The 25773-nt window shown below is 47.8% G+C and carries 20 protein-coding genes and 2 tRNA genes; 11 read left to right on the top strand and 11 right to left on the bottom strand.

Annotated features, from left to right (window positions below):
* Positions 1 to 2 precede the first annotated feature (2 nt).
* From nusB to hisF, 3 genes are all read right to left on the bottom strand, one after another.
* Positions 3 to 974 carry a transcription antitermination factor NusB gene (gene nusB / locus EGV92_RS14220; protein WP_242678709.1) on the bottom strand — a complete coding sequence of 324 codons (972 nt, stop codon included), beginning with the start codon at positions 972 to 974 and terminating at the stop codon, positions 3 to 5.
* 157 nt (positions 975 to 1131) lie between these two features.
* Positions 1132 to 1647 carry a 6,7-dimethyl-8-ribityllumazine synthase gene (gene ribH / locus EGV92_RS11450; protein WP_131669415.1) on the bottom strand — a complete coding sequence of 172 codons (516 nt, stop codon included), beginning with the start codon at positions 1645 to 1647 and terminating at the stop codon, positions 1132 to 1134.
* A 90-nt stretch (positions 1648 to 1737) separates the two neighbouring features.
* A complete protein-coding gene (gene hisF, locus EGV92_RS11445; protein ID WP_131669414.1) occupies positions 1738 to 2523 on the bottom strand; it encodes an imidazole glycerol phosphate synthase subunit HisF in 786 nt (261 codons plus the stop codon).
* 510 nt (positions 2524 to 3033) lie between these two features.
* Between hisF and EGV92_RS11440 the strand changes: the two genes are divergently transcribed.
* From EGV92_RS11440 to EGV92_RS11430, 3 genes are read left to right on the top strand one after another with little or no spacing between them, the layout of a single operon-like run.
* On the top strand, positions 3034 to 4287 hold the full coding sequence (locus tag EGV92_RS11440) for a homoserine kinase (RefSeq protein ID WP_131669413.1): 1254 nt from the start codon (positions 3034 to 3036) through the stop codon (positions 4285 to 4287).
* 33 nt (positions 4288 to 4320) lie between these two features.
* A complete protein-coding gene (locus EGV92_RS11435) occupies positions 4321 to 4578 on the top strand; it encodes a hypothetical protein (protein WP_131669412.1) in 258 nt (85 codons plus the stop codon).
* Positions 4579 to 5514 carry a class II glutamine amidotransferase gene (locus EGV92_RS11430; RefSeq protein WP_131669411.1) on the top strand — a complete coding sequence of 312 codons (936 nt, stop codon included), beginning with the start codon at positions 4579 to 4581 and terminating at the stop codon, positions 5512 to 5514.
* Here the strand turns inward: EGV92_RS11430 and EGV92_RS11425 are convergent.
* Together EGV92_RS11425 and EGV92_RS11420 are read right to left on the bottom strand one after the other, a co-directional pair.
* Positions 5511 to 6041 (bottom strand): YchJ family protein, encoded by a 531-nt coding sequence (locus EGV92_RS11425; protein WP_131669410.1) that lies wholly within the window; start codon positions 6039 to 6041, stop codon positions 5511 to 5513. The genes EGV92_RS11430 and EGV92_RS11425 overlap by 4 nt on opposite strands.
* A gap of 19 nt (positions 6042 to 6060) precedes the next feature.
* Entirely contained in the window at positions 6061 to 6789 is a 729-nt protein-coding gene (locus EGV92_RS11420; protein ID WP_131669409.1) for a metal-dependent hydrolase, read from the bottom strand.
* Positions 6790 to 7015: 226 nt separating this feature from the next.
* Here EGV92_RS11420 and EGV92_RS11415 point away from each other — a divergent pair, with 226 nt between their 5' ends.
* Together EGV92_RS11415 and acnA are read left to right on the top strand one after the other, a co-directional pair.
* Positions 7016 to 7969: a DUF3025 domain-containing protein gene (locus EGV92_RS11415; RefSeq protein ID WP_131669408.1), complete on the top strand. Its 954-nt coding sequence runs from the start codon at positions 7016 to 7018 to the stop codon at positions 7967 to 7969.
* Positions 7970 to 8661: 692 nt separating this feature from the next.
* Positions 8662 to 11493, top strand: a complete 2832-nt coding sequence (acnA, locus tag EGV92_RS11410; protein WP_131669407.1) for an aconitate hydratase AcnA — start codon at positions 8662 to 8664, stop codon at positions 11491 to 11493.
* Between the two features lie 403 nt (positions 11494 to 11896).
* Here acnA and EGV92_RS13965 read toward each other — a convergent pair whose 3' ends face one another.
* The 6 genes from EGV92_RS13965 to gltX form a co-directional block, all read right to left on the bottom strand.
* Positions 11897 to 12049 (bottom strand): hypothetical protein, encoded by a 153-nt coding sequence (locus EGV92_RS13965; RefSeq protein ID WP_165525612.1) that lies wholly within the window; start codon positions 12047 to 12049, stop codon positions 11897 to 11899.
* Positions 12050 to 12281: 232 nt separating this feature from the next.
* Positions 12282 to 13328 carry an MFS transporter gene (locus EGV92_RS11405; protein WP_131669406.1) on the bottom strand — a complete coding sequence of 349 codons (1047 nt, stop codon included), beginning with the start codon at positions 13326 to 13328 and terminating at the stop codon, positions 12282 to 12284.
* 595 nt (positions 13329 to 13923) lie between these two features.
* Positions 13924 to 13999: transfer RNA gene (locus tag EGV92_RS11400), tRNA-Glu, on the bottom strand.
* Between the two features lie 113 nt (positions 14000 to 14112).
* A tRNA-Ala gene (locus EGV92_RS11395) sits at positions 14113 to 14188 on the bottom strand.
* 130 nt (positions 14189 to 14318) lie between these two features.
* The gene (locus tag EGV92_RS11390) at positions 14319 to 14693 is read right to left on the bottom strand and encodes a DUF5071 domain-containing protein (RefSeq protein WP_131669405.1); all 375 of its coding nucleotides are present in this window, start codon (positions 14691 to 14693) and stop codon (positions 14319 to 14321) included.
* Between the two features lie 371 nt (positions 14694 to 15064).
* On the bottom strand, positions 15065 to 16615 hold the full coding sequence (gene gltX, locus EGV92_RS11385) for a glutamate--tRNA ligase (RefSeq protein WP_131669404.1): 1551 nt from the start codon (positions 16613 to 16615) through the stop codon (positions 15065 to 15067).
* A gap of 449 nt (positions 16616 to 17064) precedes the next feature.
* Between gltX and rsmH the strand changes: the two genes are divergently transcribed.
* The 6 genes from rsmH (at position 17065) to mraY (ending at position 25595) form a co-directional block, all read left to right on the top strand.
* Complete coding sequence (gene rsmH, locus EGV92_RS11380) at positions 17065 to 18081, top strand: 16S rRNA (cytosine(1402)-N(4))-methyltransferase RsmH (RefSeq protein WP_131669403.1); 1017 nt, start codon at positions 17065 to 17067, stop codon at positions 18079 to 18081.
* A gap of 298 nt (positions 18082 to 18379) precedes the next feature.
* Positions 18380 to 18865: a cell division protein FtsL gene (gene ftsL / locus EGV92_RS11375; RefSeq protein WP_131669402.1), complete on the top strand. Its 486-nt coding sequence runs from the start codon at positions 18380 to 18382 to the stop codon at positions 18863 to 18865.
* The gene (locus tag EGV92_RS11370) at positions 18862 to 21006 is read left to right on the top strand and encodes a peptidoglycan D,D-transpeptidase FtsI family protein (protein ID WP_131669401.1); all 2145 of its coding nucleotides are present in this window, start codon (positions 18862 to 18864) and stop codon (positions 21004 to 21006) included. The genes ftsL and EGV92_RS11370 overlap by 4 nt, the downstream gene beginning before the upstream one ends.
* Positions 21007 to 21124: 118 nt before the next feature.
* Entirely contained in the window at positions 21125 to 22765 is a 1641-nt protein-coding gene (locus tag EGV92_RS11365) for a UDP-N-acetylmuramoyl-L-alanyl-D-glutamate--2,6-diaminopimelate ligase (protein ID WP_131669400.1), read from the top strand.
* A 220-nt stretch (positions 22766 to 22985) separates the two neighbouring features.
* Complete coding sequence (locus tag EGV92_RS11360) at positions 22986 to 24473, top strand: UDP-N-acetylmuramoyl-tripeptide--D-alanyl-D-alanine ligase (RefSeq protein WP_131669399.1); 1488 nt, start codon at positions 22986 to 22988, stop codon at positions 24471 to 24473.
* Positions 24474 to 24476: 3 nt separating this feature from the next.
* Positions 24477 to 25595 carry a phospho-N-acetylmuramoyl-pentapeptide-transferase gene (gene mraY, locus EGV92_RS11355; protein WP_131669398.1) on the top strand — a complete coding sequence of 373 codons (1119 nt, stop codon included), beginning with the start codon at positions 24477 to 24479 and terminating at the stop codon, positions 25593 to 25595.
* Positions 25596 to 25773 lie beyond the last annotated feature (178 nt).

The raw sequence follows: 25773 nt of genomic DNA, 5'->3' as shown, positions 1-25773 counted from the left end.
AGCTATTCGGCATCTGGTGTCTTGCTATCGACAGCCGGTTTGGTTTTAGCCGTTTCATTTGTAGCAGAGCTATGTGCTACTTTCTCTTGTTGCGAATCTACTTGTAGTGAACCAGCGGCGATTAAGGCACTTTGCAAGGAGGTGTTTTCAGCTGTACTTGCTGGTTGTTCTTGCGCCGTCTGATCTTTGGCTGCCTTTTGACCCTCTTCAACCACCTGTTCTTTTAGGGTAGAAGGCGCTACACGCTTACGCTTGATGGGTTGCCCTGTTTTACGGCCAATACGAGGCTTGGCGTCACGCTTAAGGTTCTCGGTATTATCATTAGTACCGGTATCAGTATGGGTACTGGCTGTATTGTCATGAGCCGCTGCGACGTCTTTAACGCCAAGCTCCCTGTCATTGTCTACAACAGAGACATCTTTTACTGTCTTAGGCAGCTTTTCGTCCGCTGCAACCTCAAGGGCACGCAGCTCAGGCGCTAGCTTATCGAGCACTGCGTTGATAAGCTTATGCGCATCGGTTGCGCCAAAATGCGTATTCAGCTTCATGGCCTCATCCAGCACCACTTTATAAGGTATCTCCAAGCGGTCTTTTAGCTCGTAGGTACCGATAAGTAAGATAGCGTGCTCAATTGGATCGAGTAGAGTGATATCACGATCTAAATGCTGAGTAATGAGTGCATCCAACTCTCCAATCTGCTCAGGGATATGACGCATCATTTCATGATAGTAGCCGAGATGGACCGTGTGCATCGCGTTAGTCGCTCGGGTGCGGGCAGCGATATCATGCGGCGCATTGGCCTTCCACTCATTAAGACCTGATTGCTCAAAGCGGTGGTCAGTCATTAGCCACTCATACAGGCCCTGCATGGCAAATCGGCGTGCCTTTCTTACGGCAGTATGGGTGGTTTTGTAGGCAGATTCGCTGATGTCGAATTGAGCTTCTTCATCTTTTGCCGGATTGGTATTGCTCATGGATACTTATACCTATCGTCAAAGGGATCGTCAAAGAGGGTATCTTTGACTTTACTATGGACTATTAAATAATAAAGCGACTGCTAAACGTAGTCAGCACAGTTTATGCAGTATTTTGTTCTTTATCGTATGGGCTAACTCGATTGACTACTACGACTTACTCTTCGTCGTCATCAACATCTAGCTGCGACAGTACTGCAATCATCTCAAGTGCGACCATGGCCGCCTCAGAGCCTTTATTACCAGCTTTAGTACCAGCTCGTTCAATCGCTTGCTCGATGCTGTCGGTCGTCAATACGCCGTTAATGACCGGGATATTATAGTCAATGGCGACGCTACTTAGACCTTTGGCCGACTCGCTAGCAACAAAGTCAAAATGCGGCGTGCTACCACGAATAACCGCGCCTAAAGCAACAATGGCGTCAAAGCGGTCAGACTCTGCTGCACGTTGAACGGCCAACGGTAACTCGAATGCACCAGGGACGCGAACGACAGTAATATTGCTGCCTTGAACGCCATGACGCAGTAGCGCATCAATCGCTCCGTCGACCAAAGACTCGACCACAAAGCCATTAAAGCGCCCGACGACGATGCCGATGCGAGCATCGGTGTTTTCAAACAAACCGCCATCGATATGGGTGATGTTATTGCGCTGTTGTTGTAAATTTTGCATAAGACTATCCTAATAGGCATCTAGAAAAGAGGGGAAAGTAAGGGGTTAATAAATAAAGAAAGGGTTAGATGCCGCTATAATAGCATTTTTTTACAGCCGCATCTCTATACCTTGCGCTGCCATAAAGCGCTTTGCCTCTGCTACCGTATATTCACCAAAATGAAAAATACTCGCTGCCAGTACGGCATCCACGCCGCCTTCTAATATACCATCCGCCAAATGCTGCAAATTGCCCACACCGCCAGAGGCAATGACCGGTACATTCACCGCGCTAGTGATCGCCTTCATCAGCGCAATATCATAGCCTTTTTTGGTGCCATCGCCGTCCATTGAAGTGACGAGCAATTCACCCGCGCCAAGAGCCGCCATTTTTGAGGCCCAAGCTACCGCATCAATGCCTGTAGGCTTACGACCGCCGTGGGTGAATATCTCCCATCTGGGTTGGCTGTTGCCATCACTATCAATGCTATCCTCGACTTGCTTGGCATCAATCGCTACTACAATACACTGACTGCCAAACTTCTGCGCCGCTTCGCCAACAAACTCAGGGGTAAACACCGCTGCTGAGTTAATCGCTACTTTATCAGCGCCAGCATTGAGCAGATTGCGAATATCCCCCACAGTGCGCACACCGCCGCCAACGGTCAACGGCACAAACACGGTATCGGCCATGCGCTCAACCGTATGATAGGTAGTCTCGCGACCATGATGGGTCGCGGTAATGTCCAAAAAGGTAATCTCGTCCGCGCCCTGCTCATTATAGCGTTGGGCGACTTCTACAGGGTCACCTGCATCGCGAATGTCGACAAACTGCACACCTTTGACCACTCGGCCATTGTCCACATCCAAACATGGAATAATTCGCTTCGCTAACATCGCATCACCTTTTACTCGAATCTATCAGTAGTTGCTTACACTTATCGTCGCATTTTAGCAAAAAACCCCCACCATATTTTCTTTAATTGTTATTTACTGCTGTTTTGCCTAGTAAGCCATCTTACCCTTAGTGAGTCATAGCAGCCAATCTTGCCTTTTGCTTGTATCTGCCCGCCTGAGCGCGGCGGTCACTATGCCCTAATGGCATTCCTGCATCCGCGAGACTGCCCTTAGGCCAGTGACCACAGCTCGCTCAGCCGCACAGGATACCGCTTCAGTCAAGGCTAGCGGTAATATCTTGCTCCTATGTAGAGTTACCGTGATTAAGATTTGTCATTTTAATCCCCAAGTTAAACGCTCATTACTTATAACTCTTTTCTCCACAAAACCCCAAATATCCAAACAAAATACCCTCATGCCAACTCGCTAGGTGTCAGTGACTCGCTTTTCGGTATAATGGCAGCATAATATAGTCTTAATACTTTAAGCCCGTTATCCAAGAGAGCCGCTATGTCCGTCTATACCCACTTAACTGAAGACCAGTTCACCACTTTTTGTCACGCGTTTGGCGTCTCATTCGCCAAAGCCGTACCCATTACCCAAGGAATTAAAAACTCCAACTGGTTTATCCAGACCACGGACGATAAGGAGGGCAGCTACTCGTACGTGTTTACACTATTTGAGGAGCGGCCACCAGAAGACATCGCAAAGATGGCTGCTATATTAAATCAGCTTAATGGTAAGTTGCCCGTGGCGGCGCCCCTTGCCAAAAAGTCAGCAAAAAAAGATGACAAAGATGCCTACCTTGTCTATTACGACAATAAAGCCATTACCCTCGTACCCTGCCTATCAGGTACGCATCCGGCCAATACCACGCCGCACATGTGTCACACCATGGGGGAGGCCTTAGCAGTACTACATAACACCTTACAGGGTCTAACGCCAGCTGAAGACTACGGTGTGCCGCTTTATCCGTGGGATAAGGTTCGTGACCGCGAAATTCAGTTTATGCCGGGTGATGAAGCTCGCCTTATGCGCGATATCTGGCAGGCTTATGAGGAGCTACCTCTAGACAGCTTGCCCAAAGGCCTATGCCATCTAGATATGTTCGCTGACAATACGCTGTGGGATCTAGCGGACGGCAAAGAGCAGCTGAGCGGATTGCTCGACTTCACTGAAGTCAGTGCTGAGCACTACGTTATGGACATCGCCATTACCATCAATGATTTCTGTACTACATGGGGCGACGCTGAAGATGGGGAGACGGTAAATTTTGATACTGAGAAAATGCAAGCGTTCCTCGATGGCTACAACAGCGAGCGCTCGTTAACCGAAGCTGAGCAACACGCTTTACCTGTTATGCTAGCGATGGCAGCAGTGACCTTTTGGCTGCTGCGTCTCAACGTCATTTATTACAATCGTGAGCAAGGCCGTACTGGTGATAACATTATGGTCAAAAACCCTGATCTAATGAAGCGTTTGGCCTCCTATCATTGGAGCCGAGTAGAAAAGTTGCGAGATTCAACGCAGTATGTTTATTTACTTGAGCACTTCCGTGATAAGGACACCGATAAAGAAGATTATGAAAACGTGAAGAATTGCGGCATATTTGCTACCGAACAAGACGCCAACGCTGCTATCGACTATCTGAAAACGCAGGAAGGCTTTAAAGATTATCCAGACGATTTCATTATTAATCGCTATCAATTGGGTAAGATTGAATGGTCAGCGGGGTTCTTTACTTATGAGTATTCAAAGGAATAAAGGAATAAGCCTTATACCTCCAAGGAGATTACCATGACGAATCAAATAGACAACTGGCATAAGCTGGCGCGCTACGACACCAATATCCAAGGAGAGCTGCACGCTGGGCTACTGCGTAATAATGGTCTAACCGTATCGCTGCAAGCGCTCAGTGGCATCCCCGGTATGAATTCTGGCGCAGTGCTGTGGGTACAAAAGAATGAGCTGGATCAGGCGCGGCGTATTTTAGACAGTATAAAAGTGGATAATGAAGGCGCAGCTAGCCATAACGAACAAGATAGTGAGAAATAAATGTGTCAACTACTCGGCATGAATGCCAATACCCCTACGGATATCGGTTTTAGCTTTGCAGGCTTTCGTCAACGCGGCGGTATGACGGATCATCATGAAGACGGCTTTGGTATTGCCTTTTTTGAGCGCAGTATCTGTCCGTCTAGTAGCAGTCCGTCTAGTACGGGCTGCTTGGCAGCGGCTACTACGGCAGTGACGGGTCTACGGCTGTTTCATGATAATAAGCCCAGTCATTTATCACCGGTCGCCGACCTCATCAATAACTATCCAATCAAAGCGATGAATGTCATCGCTCATATCCGTAAAGCCACCCAAGGGCAAAATTGCCTTGCCAATACCCATCCGTTCGTGCGTGAAGTCTGGGGTGAGGAGTGGGTGTTTGCCCATAACGGTCAGATGAATGACAGCTTTGTTCGCCGCTGTCAGCGTCTGCAAGACAATGGCAACGCTGAGCACTGTCAGCCAGTGGGCAGTACGGACTCTGAGATGGCGTTTTGTTACCTGATTAATCGGCTCAAATCCACCTTTAAGCGTCGTCCTGATGATGAGACGTTATTTGCCTTTTTGACCGCCCAGTGTCGCTATCTAGCGGCCAATGGCCTTTTTAATTGCTTATTATCCAATGGTGATTGGCAATTGGCCTATGCTGGCAGTTTGCTGTTTTACCTCACGCGCCAAGCGCCATTTGGTGAGGCTAGGCTTGCTGATAATGATTTGGCGATTAACTTTAGTGATGTCACCAGTGACGATGACCGCGTGACTATTTTGGTTACTATTCCATTAACCGAGAATGAAAATTGGCAGCAGCTCGCGGTTAATGAGTGTGTCATCTTTAAGGATGGAGCGATTATTCATCAGGATAGACCGAGTCTGAAGAAGTACCTGACCATTGAAGAAGGCGTGGCAATTGCTAGGCAGGTTGGGGCTAGTGTTTAGAAGCGACCACAACACCGCTTAAACCTCTCCCCCGAGCCGCAAAGACATGGCTGCTTTTGCGACATCGTCGTAGCGACATTGGGGTCAATAAAATACCATTTTGTTTGGCCGTCTTTAGAGGCATCCTGTACTTTAACAAAGGTAGACAGCTCATGGTGCACCGCTAAGCCTGCCTCTGAATTAAAATAGGCTTTAAACTCAACCTGCGCGTGGCGACGGCCTAGCTTTGGCGTGTGCTTTACCACCTCAAGCCCAGCCCAATCTGTGTCCTTTGCCCACGCTTCAATCGCTGACTTATCTAATAGCCTTTGCTGCGCTGGCAAGGTCGTCGCTACGATATAATCAGCCAGCTCTATATCAGTAGGCGTTAAGACAAAAGCCGAATAACGAGAGCGCATAAGGGTCTCGGCATTATTGGCGCAGCGCTCACCCTCATGAAACGGTTGGCAGCACGCTTTATAAGTCATTGGCGCTGCTGAAGAGTCAGTATTCGGTGACACTCGGCAAGGACAAGCAGTTGAATTCATAAAAGGCTCAGGTATCAAGTTAATTCAGTGTTGAAGTGAGACTGGCAAATATCTGGCTAGGCAGTAGCCCATCTTTAAGAATGAGCCAAGTAATGGGGTCGGTCAGCTTATTCCAAAATGGCGCAAACGGTGGCGCGATAAAGATAGCCATGGCAATCAGCGCGTAAAGTAACACGTACCAGTAGCGCTCACGGTCGCGGTACAGCTTCATGGCCGTGCCAGAAGAGCGCTTCATTCGGTGGTTTAATAAGTCCACGCTATAGGCCTCATCAAGCCCCAAGTGCACCATCGCCCCAATGAAGAGAAACAGGCCGTAAAACCAGCTGGTCGTCGCTGGCGTATCCATAAAATAATAATTTAAACTCACCAGACCTAAAGCCAGTACCGCCATATAGGGGATGGAATGGATAATGCCGCGGTGCACGGTAATCTTGGTAAATAGATAAAAGATACCGTAGCGCATGAAGCCATACCCTGCCAGCCATAAGGCAATTAGCGACAGTAAGGACAGCTCGCTACGCCAGTGCATCACTAGACTAAAAGCGACCATCAACGAGGCCACATCAAAGCCCAGCTTAATCGGGGTGGAGTTATCCGAGTCGATATCGGGCAGTAAGCCGCCGATAGTACCGAGCGCCACACAAATAAGAAACTCATGGCCTCCTAAGAGTCCAGCTTTATAGCCGACTATCCCTAAGATACCACTGACGACAAAGCCCCCGCTCAGATGGGTTTTAAAATTTGCCATGTCGTTTTACCATATCTATTGCCCTATCTACTTAGCTCAGCGACGTTGCACAGTAGCGACTGTGATATTGTTTTTGCTGCGCTCGAAAACGCCCTATAATAGCATGAGTTAAGTTTCCAGAGCGGCTGCGTCTTGGCTAAAGGGGTTAACATTACGAATCGTTTTAGCTATTTGCTTAACTATTTCCTTATTTCTCGCTATTTTATAACCACACCTATCAGTATCTATGACACACTCTCAAGCAAACACCCATCTTGATACCAGTCTTGCTCGCCAGTTCAATGATAACTCCCCCTTATCTCAAGTAGATTGGCAAGCGCCTTGGCTCCAGCACTTAGCTATCCGAGGGTTACTCGTTAAGGAGACAAGCAATCAGCCGGGAGATGATAGTGCGGTCCCTAGCATCGCGCACCATCTAAATAGTTGGCGGGATAAATTAGCTGCTAGTCAGTACACCTTAGCCGATAAAACGCGGCGCTTTGCGACAGGTCGAGGGCAGGCGTTACGGTTTGTTCCGCAGGACGATTTACCCGAGGGTATGGCCTACGAGACCTTTATTGCAAGATCAGGTGGTGTGCCGACTCGTGATAACTTCCATGATCTATTTAATGGCAGTATTTGGCTGACCTTTCCCAAGAGTAAAGCGCTGCTTAATCGCTATCAAGCTCAGGCTATCGATGAGCAAGGTATCTCTGGCATGCGTGGTCGCGTCCGAGATACCATTACCGTATTTGATGAAAACGGCGCGATTTTGGTGACGGCTAAGCCCAGTATCGGTGAGGCGCTAGCAGCGTTCAACTGGCAAGGTTGCTTGGTATCAGCGCGGGCTTATTGGGACAACCCACTACAGCCCAATAAGTCCGCTCAAGCCGCGGTATATATCTTTGGTCATGCCTTGCTTGAGCAGCTTATCAGCCCCCGCAAGCCGCTGTGCGCGCATACGCTTATTATAAGTGTTGAACCAGACTTTTTTGAATTACCAATAGCAGAGCGCATGGCCCACTTGGATACTGAGCTAGCGGCAAGATTGGACGAGTTATTACAAGATGAGTCGGTGACGCCGCGAGCCTTCTCGCCACTACCGATATTGGGTGTGCCACATTTTTGGCCGGACAATCAAGATCCTGAATTTTATGAAGATAAATTTGTCTTTCGCTCAGGACGTCGTCGCCAAAATTAGCCTTACTGCTAGCCAGTAAATTTATACCGGCTGCTTTTTGTCTTACTCAATAGGATTGACGATAGGGTAGATCGCACTTCTCAATTAGGTACGCTAAAAGGGTCAAAGTTACGATTTCCCCACGTATTAACTACCCGCCGACCTTAACAATTCGGTGTGCTTTTGTTATGTTAGTAGTCTGAAACAGACTATTTTAGTAGATATAACAAGTTTTAGTCGATGTAACAATAAGGCTGTCGTGCGACTGGCTTTAATGAATGCAGATTAAATCAATGAATGTGGGTTAAATTAATAGTCAGAGGCATTGGTCAGTCACGAGACCCAATTTAGAGCCGTTCGGTAGCTTTGCACTATTCCTCATTATAAAAAGTTATAGAAAAGACGATAACGACAATTTTCTAAATTAAACGACAGAGTTTTTTGGTGACTCTTGACGTTTCAATACGTTTTTACCTTTTTGCCAGTGCAGTTTCTTTTATCAATAGCTATAAATAGCGATCCATATTATTTAACAGCGACTTTACTGCTAAATAGCCATTATTTTCAGCCTAAGCTATCCATAAGTTATTAGTACTTTTTAGTTTTCAAGCTTACCGGCGTTAATTTCTCAAGTTAATAGCAACTTAATAACAGCTCAATCACCGTCTAACCAAACTTAGCCACCTTACATAACAACAGATAAGGAAGCCAATATGAGTGATATTTTTAATGTAAAAGATACCTTGACCGTCGCTGGCAAGGCGCATACTTACTATAGCCTACCTAAACTTGCTGATACCTACTCTAACATCAACCATTTGCCATTTTGTATGAAGATTGTGCTAGAGAATTTACTGCGCAATGAAGACGATGGCCTGTCCGTGGGTAAAAATCATATCGAAGCCGTTGCCAATTGGGACGCGACTGCTGAGCCAAGTCAAGAGATTGCCTTTATGCCTGCGCGTGTGGTTTTGCAGGATTTTACCGGTGTACCGTCGGTAGTAGATTTGGCAGCCATGCGCGATGCTATCGTCAAATTAGGCGGTAATGCCGAGCAGATTAATCCTTTTATCCCAAGCGAGCTAGTCGTTGACCACTCAGTACAAGTGGATGTCTATGGCCGTGATGATGCGCTGGACCTCAATAAAAAGATCGAATTTAAACGCAACAATGAGCGTTATGAGTTCTTACACTGGGGCAAGCAAGCCTTTGATAACTTCAAAGTGGTTCCACCTGCGACTGGTATCGTGCATCAGGTTAACCTTGAGTATCTTGCTCGTGTGGTCATGGCCGCTGAACAAAACGGCGAGCTGACGGCTTACCCTGATACGGTATTTGGTACGGACAGCCACACCACGATGATTAATGGTATCGGCGTGTTAGGTTGGGGCGTTGGTGGTATCGAAGCCGAAGCGGCGATGCTCGGCCAAGCATCATCGATGCTGATTCCGCAAGTGGTCGGTTTTGAGTTAACTGGTAAGTTGTCAGAAGGGGTTACCGCGACAGATTTAGTGCTGCGTGTGGTTCAGATGCTGCGAGCGCATGGCGTCGTTGGTAAGTTCGTAGAGTTCTACGGCGATGGCTTACACAATATGCCACTGGCTGACCGAGCAACGATTGCCAACATGGCACCTGAGTATGGTGCGACCTGTGGTATCTTCCCGATTGACCAAGTGGCTATTGACTATCTACGCTTGTCTGGTCGCAGCGACGCTCAAATTCAGTTGGTTGAAGACTATGCCAAGGCTCAAGGACTATGGCACGATGCCAATACCCCTCATGCGGTGTACTCAAGTAATTTAGTCTTAGATCTATCGACGGTTGAGCCGTCACTGGCAGGACCAAAGCTACCGCATCAGCGTATCGCTTTGACCGATATGCATCAGAGCTTCACCGATACGCTATTTGAGATGACGCAAGATCGCCGCACCGAAGTCAAAGGCAAAGTTCGCTTTGATCAAGAAGGTGGTGAACAAGTTCAGGCCGATGATCTCGCTGCTGAGCCAGCTATCGAAGTCGATACCGAAGATGATGTCGCCAAAGAAGAAGGCGTCTATTCTACCGTCAGTATCGATGAAAAAGAGCACAAGCTGCTTGATGGCTCGGTGGTCATCGCGGCGATTACCTCGTGTACCAATACTTCCAATCCAGCGGTTATGATCGGCGCAGGACTGGTCGCAAAAAACGCCGCTGCCAAAGGTCTTAAAGCCAAGCCTTGGGTCAAGACCTCGCTAGCGCCTGGCTCTAAAGTCGTTACCGATTATCTTGAAAAGACTCAGCTAATGGATGAGTTAGAAAAAGTAGGCTTCTACCTCGTAGGCTATGGCTGCACCACCTGTATCGGTAACTCAGGACCATTGCCAGAAGTCATCGAGAAAGGTATCGAAGAGAAAGACTTAGTCGTCGCCTCAGTCCTGTCTGGCAACCGAAACTTTGAAGGTCGCATTCACTCTCACGTCAAGACCAACTACCTAGCATCACCGCCTTTAGTCGTCGCCTATGCGCTAGCAGGCACAGTCGATATCGACCTAACCAAGCATCCGCTCGGTCAAGACCAAGACGGCAATGACGTCTATCTCAAAGACATCTGGCCGACTAGCGCGCAAATTGACGAGCTTATCGCCAATAATATCGATGCCGATATGTTCCATAAAAACTACGGCGAAGTCTTTGAGGGTAGCGATGAGTGGAACGCTATTAGCTCGCCTGACAGCCAGCTCTATCAGTGGAGTGAGGCATCAACTTACATCAAAAACCCACCGTTCTTCGATGGTATGACCATGGAGCCAGAGGGTATCCCAGATATCCATAATGCCCGCGTCTTAGGCGTATTTGGCGATTCAATCACCACTGACCATATCTCGCCAGCGGGTAACATTGATGCAAGCTCGCCTGCAGGTCAGTACTTGCAGGATCGCGGGGTGATGGAGGCCGACTTCAACAGTTATGGCTCACGCCGTGGTAATGATGCTGTTATGACGCGCGGTACCTTTGCCAATATCCGTATCAAAAACTTGATGATGAACGGTAAAGAAGGCGGCTACACCTATTACTTTAAAGGTGACAAGGCTACGCTTAGTGATGGCGAAGAGATGCCAATCTATGATGCGGCGATGAAATACAAAGAAGATGGCCGCACCCTCGTGGTCTTAGGCGGTGAGCAATACGGCACTGGATCTAGCCGTGACTGGGCAGCCAAGGGTACGATTCTACTGGGCGTCAAAGCCGTATTGGCAGGGTCATTTGAGCGTATTCACCGCTCAAACTTAGTCGGTATGGGGGTACTTCCGCTTACCTTTAAGGACGGTGAGAGCATCCAGTCGCACAACCTTGACGGCTCAGAAGTGCTGAGCATCACCGGTCTGAACGATGGTGAGAGCACGACAGCGACGGTCACCGCAACCCGAGCTGATGGTAGCACTGAGACCTTCGAGGTCAATGTCATGCTGCAAACGCCAAAAGAGCGAGTGTACGTGCGCCATGGCGGCGTGCTGCACTATGTACTGCGCGAGCTTGCCAATGAGAATATTGAAGCGACAGCATAACGCTAGCTGCTCTATTCACAACCAATAAAAAACGCTCAGCCTAAGCTGGGCGTTTTTTATTAGATCACGAAAGAGCTAGGGATAGAGTAGTTGTGGCAGCCAATCGCGCCTTCTGCTTATATCTGCCTATCTGAGCGCAGCGGGGACTATTGGCTGATAGCATTCCTGACCAGCGAGACTACTCTCAGCCAAGTCCCCGCAACCGCTCAGCTAGTCAGGATACCGCGGCAGTCACGGCTAAAACGCACCCCAAGGCAACTATCAGCATATTTAGTATTTAAAAAAGAGGCTAAGTTTTGATTTCTAATGGACGGCCTTAGTCTGAATTTTTTATATCCCAGATTTTTTATAGTCGTGTTGCTGGGTGAAAGGCCTAACTGAAGTCGCGGAGCAAAATGCCCAGTCAAAGCGGCAGGCTCATGAATACAATTGACTTCTTACAGCCAACAAAGCGGATAGCGCGGCTGCCGCTTTCGATAGCATGCAGACAGGTTATCTCATGAGAGTGGCAGACTTGTGTAATTGCTTGCTTAATTGCTGCGCTGTCTTTTGACATATTGTTATCTGCTAATGCTTAATCTTAAAGAGAGTTATCCTACTTGAAAGTTAAAGCATTAAAAAGACTTTAAGAGTTATAGTTCGTTTAATCATTAATCATTAATCATTAATCATTAATCATTAGCCACAAAACAGTCAGCCATAAAAAAACGCACCCAGAAAATACTAGGTGCGTTTTTTGATGCAATTAACGTGTCGTAATTATCTTAGAGCATTCCCTAAGATGGTCATTATTTAACGTTATCGCCCCAAGTTACGATTGGCTTTTCTAGGCGATAGTTGGCTGCCGCTTTACGAGCACCCATGATACTGGCTACGAAAGTAAGTAGCGCACTAATCAACCAGAATAGACCTGAATATAGAGCTGCTTTACGAGCAGTATCTTCAGCTTGGTTTAGAACTTGGTCAGTTTTTTGTTGAGCAGTAGCAATAGCCTGATTGGTTTTTGCTTTGTACTCATTAAATGACTCAGTAACCTCATTACGAACTTGCTGTGCTTCAGCCTCAGTTAAGCCTTTTGCTTGAAGACGGTTGATGATTTCTGGACCAGCAAGCATTTGCTCGATGCTAGCCATACGCTGCTTGGCGTAGTCATCAATGTTGCGCCAAGTATTAAGATCAGTAAAGTCCATTTGTTGAACCTCACCTTTGGTCTCGTTCATCATCTCTTCAACCACGTCAGCAGTTGCAGACACTTGCTGTTGATCTAGGTTTTGAGTGTTTTTAGCGACCATTTGCTCGATATCATCGCGGCTGATATCACCAGATATACGATCATACATGGCTTTGGCTTCTTGTTGGATACTACCGTCAGAGCCTTGAACGGCTGTAGTAGCAATATTAGCACCAGCGCCCACTGCAGAAGCAGTAGTACTAGCAACAGTGCTTACTGTGCTGCCTACAGCACGGGTGGCGGTAGACATAATGCTAGTAGCGCTGCTTAGCGTTAGGTAAGAGGTAAGCGCGATGATAGCTGCTGCTGTCAACATACCAGTAAGCGTAGCATCTTTAGGATCAATAGCGGTACCGTCACCAAACAAAGCTTCTGGCGCAGAGGCTTTAACAGCAAAGTAACCGGCTACGAAAGCACTGACTAAAGCGGTAATCGCAGCATAGATGCCAGCGGCAATACTAGAGCCTTTTAGATCAAATGGTAAGAATGAGCTTAGCACCAAAGCAAGTGCCATCATGGCCATCACTACGACTAGACCCATGAGCAGTCCTGCAAGCACACCGCGCCAAGATGGGCGGCGCTGAGGGGAGTAAGAAGGCATCATAGTTGTATCCTCTGTTAATCAAATAACATATGTAAGTATTAGACCTATAAACTAAAGTAGTATAATTCTTAGAGTTGATCTATTGAGTAGATATTCATCTATATGATCATGTCATAAGACTAGCATCCTAAACTACGTTAGATATGGGCACTAATATATAGAGAGAAAGCTACCGTTGTGGTTAATTTTAGTAAGTTGTACACGCAATTTGTACCCATGAATAGGATTCGTGTTAACAAATATTGCATACAGTAACGTTTATCGAATGTTTCATGAATATTGCATAGTGAACTGTAAGTGGTAATTTCAACATCTCAAAAGTAGTAGTGTCGTTGATAATGGGGCAAATCTCTATTGTTAAGAAGATATTTTATCTTCTCAGATACTGGTTTCTTGAGTGACAAGTATCAATTTAAGATAATTTATACCCTTGCTATATCACGCCATCTTGCCGATGGAGCCGAACTACTTACTAAACGTACTAAGCCCACTACTATCGATAAAGCCTGCAAAAATACATTAGCTTCTAACCATAAAAAAAGCCCAGTCAATATTGACTGGGCTTTTAGCTGGTGACGATTGGCCACCGAATAAGTGGCGTCCCCAGGGGGATTCGAACCCCCGTTACCGCCGTGAAAGGGCGGTGTCCTAGGCCTCTAGACGATGGGGACGCAATAGAGAAGTTAAGCATCATTGGTATAAATCAATGATCATAACAATTAACATCAGGGTGGAGATTAGCCTAGGAACTGATGTTAATACTTAATGATTCACTATAAAATAATGGTGGAGCTAAACGGAGTCGAACCGTTGACCCCTTGCATGCCATGCAAGTGCTCTACCAACTGAGCTATAGCCCCTCACTAAGAGACGCGTATTTTAGGGAAGCTTGGATGGGTTGTCAAGAATTTTTTGCATAATTTTCAAAAAAAGTAGTTATTTATCTTGAAGCATCGTTTCTAAGGGCTTTCGCCAGCATAAATGAATTAATTACAAGCGCTTTTCTAGCACCTCTAAAGCAACGATATCGACCTCTTCATGCTTGTCGTCTGCGCTGGGCTGATGGGCAAGGTCAGATAAAGCCTTGAGTAAGGCAGGCGTCTGAAATAAGTCCCCTAATGAGACGATAAGCCAATACTTCCAAACCCCGTCGTCACTTTTTAAGATTTCAAGTAGCGTGGACTCCATGGCAGGTAAGGCGGCAAAATGTAGGCGTAAATACTCGACCAAAGGCGCGGCAACTGGCCAATTGATGTCTTGTAGCCATGTTAATAGTTCGGGAAGCTGCGCATCAACGCTACTTATATCGTTGTTATAGAGTGTTTGGATGGCTGCTAAGTCGTGCTTTGATTGGGGTAGGCGCATGGGTTGGGTTCTCAGGTAAAGTCATTAGCAGTTAACGACATTGGAAATAATAGCTCAAGATACCTGCAAGTAATGTAAGACAACGTAGACTAGGCTCAAGGTGACCTTAGATAGGACCGTTTTTGCAGCTAATCCTGCTATTCGCTTGTATCTGCCATCTCGGCAGGGTGGGCACTATTGGCTGAAGGCATTCCTGTTCAGCGAGACTACCCTTAGTCAAGTGCTCGCAACCTGCCAAACCAAGATAGTGGTGGTCAGCAGGATCAGCTATGAATAAACCCTATGCATCGCTGGCATATAACCTTTTACCCTCATAAAAAATGCCCAGCCGAAGCTGAGCATATTTATCAAAATAAGGCTGGGTCTAGAAATTATTCAGCCGAATCCGCCAAGAAGTCCGGCATGTCTGCCGCGGTCTTCTCAAGCTTTTTAAGCTTTTTCTTACCCAAGCCGCCCAACACTTCCACCGCATGACGAAGGCGAGTCAGGGTCATATCTGGACCAATGACGAACATAGCATTCATGACCGGTGTGGACGAGCTACTACCGGCAATAGCGATAAAGAACGGCGCCATCATGTCGCGAAGCTTAATGTCCATCGCGGCTGATAGCCCTTTAAGCGTCTGATAGATATTGCTCTCAGACCATTCTGGTAGCGCCTCTAACTTCCAAGTAGCGATCTGTAGGATTTCGATGATTTGCTCAGGGGTGAGGTTTTTGTGCTCGAAGTCTTCAACGCTAATCTCAGGTAGGTTTTGGAAATAAAACCCGGCCCAATTAACCGTGTCAGACATTAAGTTGATACGGGGTTGAATCGCCGCAGCAATGGCGGTCAGCTTATCAGAGTCATTGGCCCAGTCGAGGATTTTGTGCTTGAGCTGTTCAGGAGTCAGTGCCCGCAGCCATTCGCCATTAAGCCAGCTAAGCTTTTCGATATCGAAGATAGGGCCGCCTAAAGATACACGCTGGATATCAAAGCTAGCTATCATCTCATCAAGGGTGAACTTCTCTTCCTCATTGGGCATTGAGTAGCCCATACGCCCAAGGTAGTTGAGCAGCGCTTCTGGCATGACACCGGCATCACGGTAATAGGTGATGGACGTTGGGTTTTTGCGCTTGGACAGTTTTGACTTATCAGGGTTACGCAGTAGCGGCATGTGGCAAAGGGTAGGCATCTGCCAGCCGAAGTATTCGTACAACAGTTGATGCTTGGGTGCTGAGTTGAGCCACTCTTCACCACGAATGACGTGGCTGATATCCATTAAGTGGTCATCGACGACGTTCGCCAGATGGTAGGTCGGCATACCGTCAGTTTTGAGCAGCACTTGCATATCGACCTGCTCCCAAGGAATCTCGACCTCACCGCGCAGCATGTCTTGTACCTTACAGACGCCTTCGGTAGGGACGCGCATGCGGATGACATAAGGCTTGCCCTCGGCGGCAAGCTTGTCAGACTCTTCGCGTGGTAGATCAGCATAGCGGCCATCGTAGCGCGGCGTTTGACCATTCGCCATTTGCTCAGCTCGCATGGCGTCTAACTCTTCAGGAGTACAGAAGCAGCGGAAAGCATGGCCTTTATCGAGCAGCTCTTCGGCGTACTTTTTGTAGAGATCACTACGCTCACTTTGACGATAGGGCGCATGAGGACCACCAATATCTGGTCCCTCGCTCCAGTCTAGACCGACCCAGTGCAGTGCATCTAAAATCATCTTTTCAGATTGCTCGGTTGAGCGCGTCTGATCGGTGTCTTCGATACGTAAGATGAACTCACCACCATGCGCCTTGGCAAAAGCCAAGTTAAATAGCGCAATATAAGCAGTGCCCACATGGGGAAAGCCAGTGGGGGAGGGAGCAATTCGGGTACGCACAGGACGATCGTTGTGAGGGGGTAAAGCAGTGGAAGAGGTGCTAGCTTGGGTCATAATGCTCTCTATCAAAGAATTGGGTAGGTGGATGATTATGCTATAAAAGTAATACTTAGAAAAAAGTGCGTAGCTCAATTAAACGCTAAATCAACAGCAGTAGCTACAAAGATTTGTCTATTATAACAGGAATCAAAACCCTGCTCTTATATTGCTGATTGCAGTGTTTTGTGTGTCAACCTCTACATTTTGACGGATTAACTTCTCGTTTATGCGGCGATGACTTGACATGACTGACAAGGTTGCGATAATGATTTATTCACATACCGTTCGCGTTATTTGCCTGTAATAGTCATACTCTTGATGAGGCTAGTAAGCTACAATATCAAGCACAGTATTACCATAAGCAAGATATATAATCTGCAAGACCGTGATGTTCAGTTGAGCCAAATCGCCAATCTACTAGGCTCGATAATAACCTTCCTTTTTACATAATAAATTTGTATTGAATGTCTTATAATATTTCGCAACCTAAAGATAACCTCACTCAAACACCAGAGGCTTCATTGGCGCATCAAGCCGTACTGCTTCGTGAGACTGTCGCGGCGGTACTGGGACTAAAATCCCTTGAAAAGCAGCAGGCTAAGGCCAGTGGTATTTATGTCGATGCGACCTTTGGCCGCGGCGGACATAGTCGCCTATTATTGAATCATTTGGCACCTGATGCTCAGCTTTTGGTCTTTGACAAAGATCCTGAGGCGATCGAGGTGGCGAATAAGCTGGCCGCTACGGACAGCCGCGTAACCGTCATTCATGATAGCTTTGCGACGCTGCAAGCCAGATTGGCTGAGCTGGGTATTGATAAAGTGAGCGGACTGATGGCGGACCTTGGAGTATCGTCACCGCAGTTAGACGACGGTAGTCGCGGCTTTAGCTTTATGCGTGATGGTGCGGTAGACATGCGTATGGATACTACTCGCGGCCAGCCAGTGTCTGCATGGCTTGAGGCGGTGGACGCGGATACTTTGGCTGACGTTCTGTACGAGTTTGGAGAGGAGCGTCACAGTCGCCGTATTGCGCGTGCTATCAAGGCGATGGGCAGCTACGAGTCGACGCTTGAGCTGGCAGAGGTCATCAAGACCGCGCACCCCAATTGGCAAAAGGGCAAGCACCCAGCGACGCAGAGCTTTCAGGCGATGCGAATCTTTATCAATAATGAGCTGGGGGATGTCGATGCTTTCTTAGAACAAAGTATCGAGGTACTCGCGCCAGAGGGTTGGCTTGCTGTGATTAGCTTTCATTCGCTAGAAGATCGACGTATCAAGCAGTTTTTGCAGCGGCATAGTAAGGGTCAGTACCCTGAAGATCAGAACCTACCGATGCCCCCTGATCGGCCGCGCTATTTTAGTAAGCCTAAGCGTATTGGACCGAGTAAAGCAGAGATTGCAGATAACCCTCGATCGCGGAGTGCTTGGTTGAGAGTGGCGCAGCGCAGTACAGAGGCATTTTTACCAGCAGCTACTTAGTAATAACTCTCTAGTGGCTAGTTATTGGCTACGTGTTATTAGCTACGTAGACTAATGACCGCTCAGTAATTGGGCAAAAGCATGAGACAGACAGAAGCACAATAGAGGGACGACCCTAAGGTAATGACAATAGTGCCAGCTTTCAACTATTGATTAAACGAGCTGCTAAGAGCAAGTGAGTATGTTATAGCGCTGAAGGCTATTGCAGGTCAATACATATAAGCTTCAAAGCTCGTCTTAGTTAGGCTCCCTTAAGCATTAATATTAACGTTAACCTATTCTTATAATTGAGATCGACATGGCAGTAACCGACAAACCCGTCTCAAGGCGACGGGCCAATGGGCATGATAATGCGCGCGGCCCCGAGCCAGATGTGGGAGATATCCTCTCCAAACGCTTTGGTGGGGTGAGTATCTATGTCGTCTGTATGCTGCTGCTGGCAACCGCTATTATTTGGACCGGGGTCAAAGCCGCCGAACAAGTCCAGCAATACCATCAGGACTACAAAATCTTGCAAGACATGCGCAAACAACACCGAAAACTTCAAGTCGAGCATCAGCGACTATTGATTGAGCAGCAGACCTTCAGTGCGACACCGCAGATAGCCAGTCGCGCCGTAGCAGAACTGGGGATGTATACGCCCACTAGTGATGACAAGCTTATCTTGCAGCCGAGTGGTAGTAGCAATGCCATCAGCAGCGCCACTATGAATACAGCCACGATTGCTGCGCCTGTTGACATTGCTACTGGGTCAGAGTCAATGGACGCTGAGGTGACGCCATGAGTAAGTCACCTCGAGTTACTAAAAGTGCGGCCAAATCAACCGCTAAAAAGCCTACAAGCAAAAAAAATAGTGGGGATAAAGCCACTGACGGTACTGCTACAGTCAAGGTGACCCAACCACTGCGCTCAAAAAAATCCGCGCGATCTGCCAGCTCAGATAAATCTGCTAAGGCGGCCAAGCAGCGATTCAACAAGTTAGAGACTGACAAAAAGCCGTTATTTACTTTTAGGAAGCGTAGCGACGATGAGGGCGCATATACCAGTATAAAAAACCGCAAAAGCTTTCTTTTTAATCGGGCTACTGGTGCCTCATCTCGTGGCGGTGTAGAGGCGGATAAGTCGCGCTTTCGCCTGATTTGGATTGTGGCTCTGCTAATCTTGGTTGCGCTGCTGTGCCGAGCTTATTATATTCAAGTTATCAATGCCAAGTTCTATCAAGAAAAGGGCAATGAGCTGATTACCAGTGTGCGAACGCAGGCGTCTTATCGCGGTATGATTACCGATCGCAATCATTTGCCATTGGCAGTGAGTGCACCGCTGGCGACGGTGTATTTTAGTCCACACGACTATGCGCGCGAGTATTACAGCATCAAGAAAGTCATCGTTACGAATCCCGAAAAGCCAAAATTGCAAGCGCGCATGCGCAAGCGTCTTGAACAGATGGACCTTAACCGCTTAGCAGCAGCGGCTAACGTTCCTGTCGATAAGCTTAAGGCGGCAGTGGCCATAAATGAAGCTGTTGATGTCACCGATGAGGATGCGGTAAAAGCTGCCCTGCCCTCAGGCGCAGGTTCGCACTATTTTTTACTCCTTAATAAAGTAACCCCTGAGATCGCTCAAAGCGTTACTGCTTTGGACTTCGTTGCGGTCTATGATAAAAATTTCTTTCAGCGCTACTACCCACAGCCGCAGCCCAATGCTCAGCTGCTGGGCTTTATGGGACAAAACGCCAATGATCCTGATGGCGGCTATGAAGGCCGCGCTGGTATTGAACACCAGTATGAAAAAGTCCTAGCGGGTGAGAATGGCCAAGTCATGGTGTTAAAGGACGCTCGGCAGAACAGCTTAAAAGAAATCAAGCAAATTAAGCCTGAGGTGGCCGGAAAAGACATCACCTTGACCATCGACTCGCGACTACAGTACCTGATGTACAAAGAGCTTGAAAAGGCTGGGCGCTTGCAGCAAGCGCGCTGGAGTACCGGCATGATTGTCGATGTCCAGTCAGGAGAAGTGTTGGCACTATCGACTTGGCCTTCATTTAACTCTAACAATCTCAATGAGATGACTGGCGCCAATCAGCGTAACCGCGCAGTACTGGATGTGTTCGAGCCAGGCTCAGTTATGAAGCCATTTACGGTCGCTGCCGCGCTTAAATCTGGCAAATATACTAGCAACTCATTGATAGACACCAATCCCGGGTCGATTCGCGTGAAAGGCTATACCATCCGCGACCATAATAATTTAGGGGTCATTAACTTTGCCACGCTGTTACAGAAGTCTAGTAACGTGGCCTCTACTAAGATCGCGCTATCATTGCCGCCTGATGCGATTTCTAATATGCAGCGTCAGTTTGGCTTTGGCAAAAAGACCGCGTTGAATTTCCCAGGAGAGGGTAGTGGTCTAGTGGTGACGCCAAAAGAAAATGAGACAGCGCGCCGTGCGACAGTCAGTTATGGCTATGGTCTTCAGGTGACATTAGCACAGATTGCTCAAGCATATACGGCCTTGGCCTCAGGCGGTATTATGCATCCGCTCACCCTCGTCAAGACGGATAAGCCTGCACCTAGTAAGCGTATTATAGAGCAGGACCAAGCGCAAGCTATCGTGGAGATGCTAGAGCTGGTCACTCAAAATGGCGGTACGGCCAAGGCAGCGGCCATCGATGGCTACCGAGTGGCTGGTAAGACAGGGACCTCAAGGCGAGTCAATCCAGATGGTGGCTACTATACTGATCAATACCGCAATGTGTTTGTCGGTATTGCTCCCGCGTCTAACCCAAGGCTAGTCAGTGTCATTTTGATCGAAGATCCAAGAAAACTACACTATGCTGGGCAGACGGCTGCTCCGGTATTCCATAACGTCATGAAAGAGGCGCTACGCCTTTATAATGTGCCGTTAGATAAGCCACTAAAGACCAATTAGTGCGCCACAAGTTTAGGATTTATCTTAGTATCCAACACCGCCGCCCGCGTTGTTCGTTACTAAGCCGTTACTATCGCTCATTAGCCCTATTTATCAACACTCGGCACAGGATTTAGGTATGACCCCTGCCAATGCTAACATCATGACTTTACAGCAGTTATTAGTTCAGCTACAGATGGACTCTACTGCCATTACTAGCGATGCGCAAGCTGTATCCAATCCGCGACTGACCGCTTATCAGCAGTTGGCACAGGCATCACCTATCCTTGATATACCCTTTCGCCAGTTTCAGCTAGATAGTCGTCAGGTGATATCTGGCGATGCTTTTATCTTATTAAAAAGCCAGTCGCATTCGCTACAGCGTAGTCGAGGTTATGCTGAGCAAGCGATGGTGCAGGCGGCCTTTATCTTATCTGAGGTAGACCCGAGTACGCTGAATCTTACCAAGACCAAGTGTCCTATAATTTATGTACCAGCCATCCGGCATATTTTAGGTAGCTTAATCCAAGCCTCGCTACAGCATCAGACTGTGGCGAAGAGCAAAGAGTTGGGCAATGAAGCAGCGATAGCCCTGCCTAAGGTCGCTGCAGTTACAGGAACCAATGGCAAAACCACAATCAGTCAATTATTAGCGCAGTTGTGCCAAGGCGCGGGAATGAGTAGCGCTATTATGGGCACAGCAGGTAATGGGCGACTTGGTCACCTCACACAAGCCAGTCATACTACCGGTGATGCTTTAGCGGTTCAGCGTTTTTTGATGCAGATGGCGGCTGAGTCGGTAGACCTGCTAGCGCTTGAAGCTAGCTCGCATGGTCTTGATCAGCAGCGCTTGCAAGGTGTGCCCATTCATATCGCCATTTATAGCAATCTTAGCCGTGATCACCTCGACTATCATGCCGACATGGCGCAGTATGCAGCGGCCAAAGCCAAGCTATTTGATCGCGCTCATTTTGATACGCTGAGCCACGCTATTATCAATATTGATGATGAGTTTGCACCGCTAATGTTAGAGCAGGCAGCAAAAAGTGGCCTTGAAGTATGGACTTACAGCTTACGTCCTGATGCACAGGCGAGCTTTGTAGCGCGGCAGATTCAGCCAAGCCTTGAGGGTAGCAGTATAGAGATTGCTGGATCTTTTGCGCCTATTTGGGTAGAGAGTCCGCTACTTGGTCGCTTTAATGTGGCCAATCTTTTAGCAGCGATTGCCGCTGCTGTTGCTTTAGGTGTGGACGTTAAGCAGATTCCAGAATTGGTCAAATCATTGCAAGGGGCTAGTGGCCGTATGCAGCGCGTTGAAGCAAGCGAAGGTTGCTTTATCGTCGATTACGCGCACACCCCCGATGCGCTACAACAAGTGATGAGCAGTCTAAAAGCTCACTGTCAAGGTCAGCTTTGGGCAGTGTTCGGCTGCGGTGGTGACCGCGATGCTGGCAAGAGGCCGTTGATGGCTCAGGCAGGACTGGCTGTGGCCGATCAGGTGATATTAACCTCAGACAATCCGCGCTCAGAAGACCCCCTAGCTATCTTAAAAGATATGCAAGTAGGCATGAGCGCAGCGCAGCGCGAGAGAACTCACATTGAGCCAGATCGCAGGCAGGCCATTGGTTATGCAGTGCAGCACGCTAGGGTCGATGATATCGTCGTCATCGCTGGCAAGGGACATGAGAGCTATCAAGAAATCAAAGGTGTTCGTTATGACTTTGACGATACGGTCGTGGTTCAAGAGGCATTGCGAGAGTATGGAAAGGTCGCTAATTAGCGCTATATTTAATATATAGGTAAGCTTGCATCGACTGTTTGTTAGACAGATATTAAATACTGAGTTATCCCGTTAATCAGCTCATAAGGGTTTTAACTCACCTTAAAGTCAAGATTTAACAGATAGGTTAAGACCGTCACCACCTAAGGTTTATGTTATTAAGGCTTCGATACTTACATACTTCGATAATTTGGAAATATAACTATAAAGGTAAACTCTTATGCACGCTCAACAAGAAAAATCGGCGCAAAGCTCAGCAATAGAAGGTAATGAGCTGCACTCCCAAGGTCTCTATGTCTGGCATGCAGATAACTTGCTAGCAGCCACAGCGACGCTAGAGAGTCACTGGCTAGCCCCTGCGCAAAGTGAAGGTGAGGTCAGCGCTCAGGATGCAGCTGATATGGCAGTGACCAGCTACCGTATCGCCACAGACACTCGCACTATTAAGACGGGGGATATATTTTTGGCCTTGTCTGGAGACAACTTCGACGGTCATGATTATATCAATGCTGCTGCCAGTAAGGGAGCAGTCGCAGCTATCGTTGAGCGCCCCGTATCCAGTACGATTCCTCAGCTCGTCGTCAATGATACCCGGCTAGCATTAGGTCAGCTAGCCGCATATCGTAGACGACAACATCCAGGCGTGAAGGTTATCGCTATTACTGGCTCAAGTGGCAAGACCACTTGTAAAGAGATGCTCGGTAGTATCTTTAGCCGCCTAGCGCCAACGCTTATTACTCGTGGCAACCTGAATAATGACTTAGGAGCACCAATGATGCTGCTTGAGCTGTCTGACCAGCATCAGTTTGCAGTCATCGAGCTTGGTGCCAACCACATTGGTGAGATTGCCTATACTACTGAGATTGTACAGCCTGATGTGGCTTGTATTCTTAATATTGGTACGGCGCATTTGGGCGAGTTTGGTAGCCGAGAGGGCATTTGCCAAGCCAAAGCTGAGATTTACCATACTTTAAGCACAGAGCAGTTTGCCATTGTACCGGACAATGATGACTTTACTAATGAGCTGCGGCGCATTGCTGAGTCGCACACTGCCCACGTGCTAGGATTTGGCAATACTGACGTTAGCGCCAGTCACTTAGATGTCGAGCCTGAGCGTAGCGAGTTTAAACTGCACATTGGCACTGATATTCACGATATTAAGCTGCCCTTAGCTGGTGAGCATAATGTCAATAATGCCTTGGCGGCAGCGGCTTGTGCGCACGCTCTAGGCATTGATACTGATGATATCGTCGTTGGTCTTGAGAATGCGCGACCAGCGAAAGGTCGCTTGAATAGTCAGCTACTCGGTAAGCACCGCCTCATCGATGACACTTATAATGCCAATCCGCATTCCGTTCGCGCCGCCGCTAAAGTATTGGCCGCGCAGAATGGTACTCGTATCATGGTGTTGGGAGATATTGCTGAGCTGGGTAGCGCTGCGGTCGCTGAGCATCAAGCATTAGGTAGGGCGATTGCTGCTACGGGTATCGATATGCTACTGTGTGTGGGCGATTTCGCTCGCTATAGTGTCGAAGGCGCTTCAGAGGTGGGCGGTATTAGCGCTCAAGCCTTTGAAGATAAACCGTCACTGCTTGCGTATTTGCAGCAGTATTTGCAGGCACATGAAGCTCGGTCCTGCACCATATTATTTAAAGGCTCGCGCGCTGCCAAAATGGAGACGCTGATTGCGGCGTTGTTAGAGGAGTAAGTAGTGTTAGTTTGGTTATTTGAATGGCTTAGTCAGTATTATTCTCCGTTTTCTGCGGTCTCCTCATTGACGCTTCGAGCCTTGCTTGCCGTCATTACTGCGCTGGGATTTAGCATGATATTGGGCGGCCCTGCCATCGCTCGTTTGCGGACCTTAAAGTATGGTCAAGCCATCCGTGATGATGGCCCGCAGTCGCACCTGGCTAAGACCGGAACGCCGACCATGGGCGGTATCTTGATACTCAGTGCTATTGCGGTAGCGACCCTTTGCTGGGCACGTCTGAGTAACCCCTATATCTGGATTTTGATCATCGTTATGGCGATATTCGGTGCGGTGGGCTGGGCTGATGATTGGCTAAAGATTAAATATAAAAACCCCAAAGGCTTATCGGCGGGTAAGAAGTACTTTTGGCTGTCAGTTGGCGCATTATTCGTTGGTAGCTCGCTATACTATATCGCCACTCAGCAAGCCGACTTGGTGACCACAAGAGAGATGCAGGACGTTCTGATTCCCCTCTTTAAAAACTGGGTCATTCCTTTTTCAGCGCTGCCCATGGGTATCGGCTTTATTATTTTTACCTATTTTGTCATCAATGGCTCCTCCAATGCGGTCAACCTTACCGATGGCCTAGACGGGTTAGCAATTCTCCCTGTTGTCTTGGTAGCCGCAGGTCTTGGCGCCTTTGCCTACGTCTCAGGAGATGCGCGCTTTGCTGATTACTTGCATGTGCCTTATATTGCTTACAACTCCGAAGTTACTATCGTCTGCGGCTCAATGATTGGTGCTGGGCTAGGGTTTTTGTGGTTTAACGCGCATCCGGCGCAAGTGTTTATGGGAGATGTGGGTGCTTTAGCGTTAGGTGCGATGCTGGGTACAATCGCGGTGATGACGCGTCAAGAGATTGCTTTTGCCATTATGGGCGGCTTATTTGTAGCGGAAGCTCTATCGGTAATGATTCAGGTAGGTTCTTATAAGCTACGTAAAAAGCGGGTGTTTCGCATGGCACCGCTGCACCATCATTTTGAAGAGATCGGTTGGAAAGAGACTCAAGTGGTGGCGAGATTTTGGATTATTGCCATTGTCTTAGTGGTGCTGGGATTGATGACACTGAAGTTAAGATAGTCTGGAAATAAGCTCGTCTGAAATTTTGGCAAATGCTATATGCAAAACTAAGACAATCAGCGATGTTAAGTCGCTGACATTAAATCTAATCAGTGTCACTGTAATAAGTCATGCCGCTGTAAATTATGACAATAAATAGCGGCATTTTGCAGGGCGATAATTCGTTGGTTAGTTTTAT

It is taken from the genome of Psychrobacter pygoscelis (assembly GCF_004335015.1).
GTDB lineage: Bacteria > Pseudomonadota > Gammaproteobacteria > Pseudomonadales > Moraxellaceae > Psychrobacter > Psychrobacter pygoscelis.
Note: the sequence above shows the minus strand (reverse complement) of the source record. Positions and strands in the feature narration are given on the sequence as shown.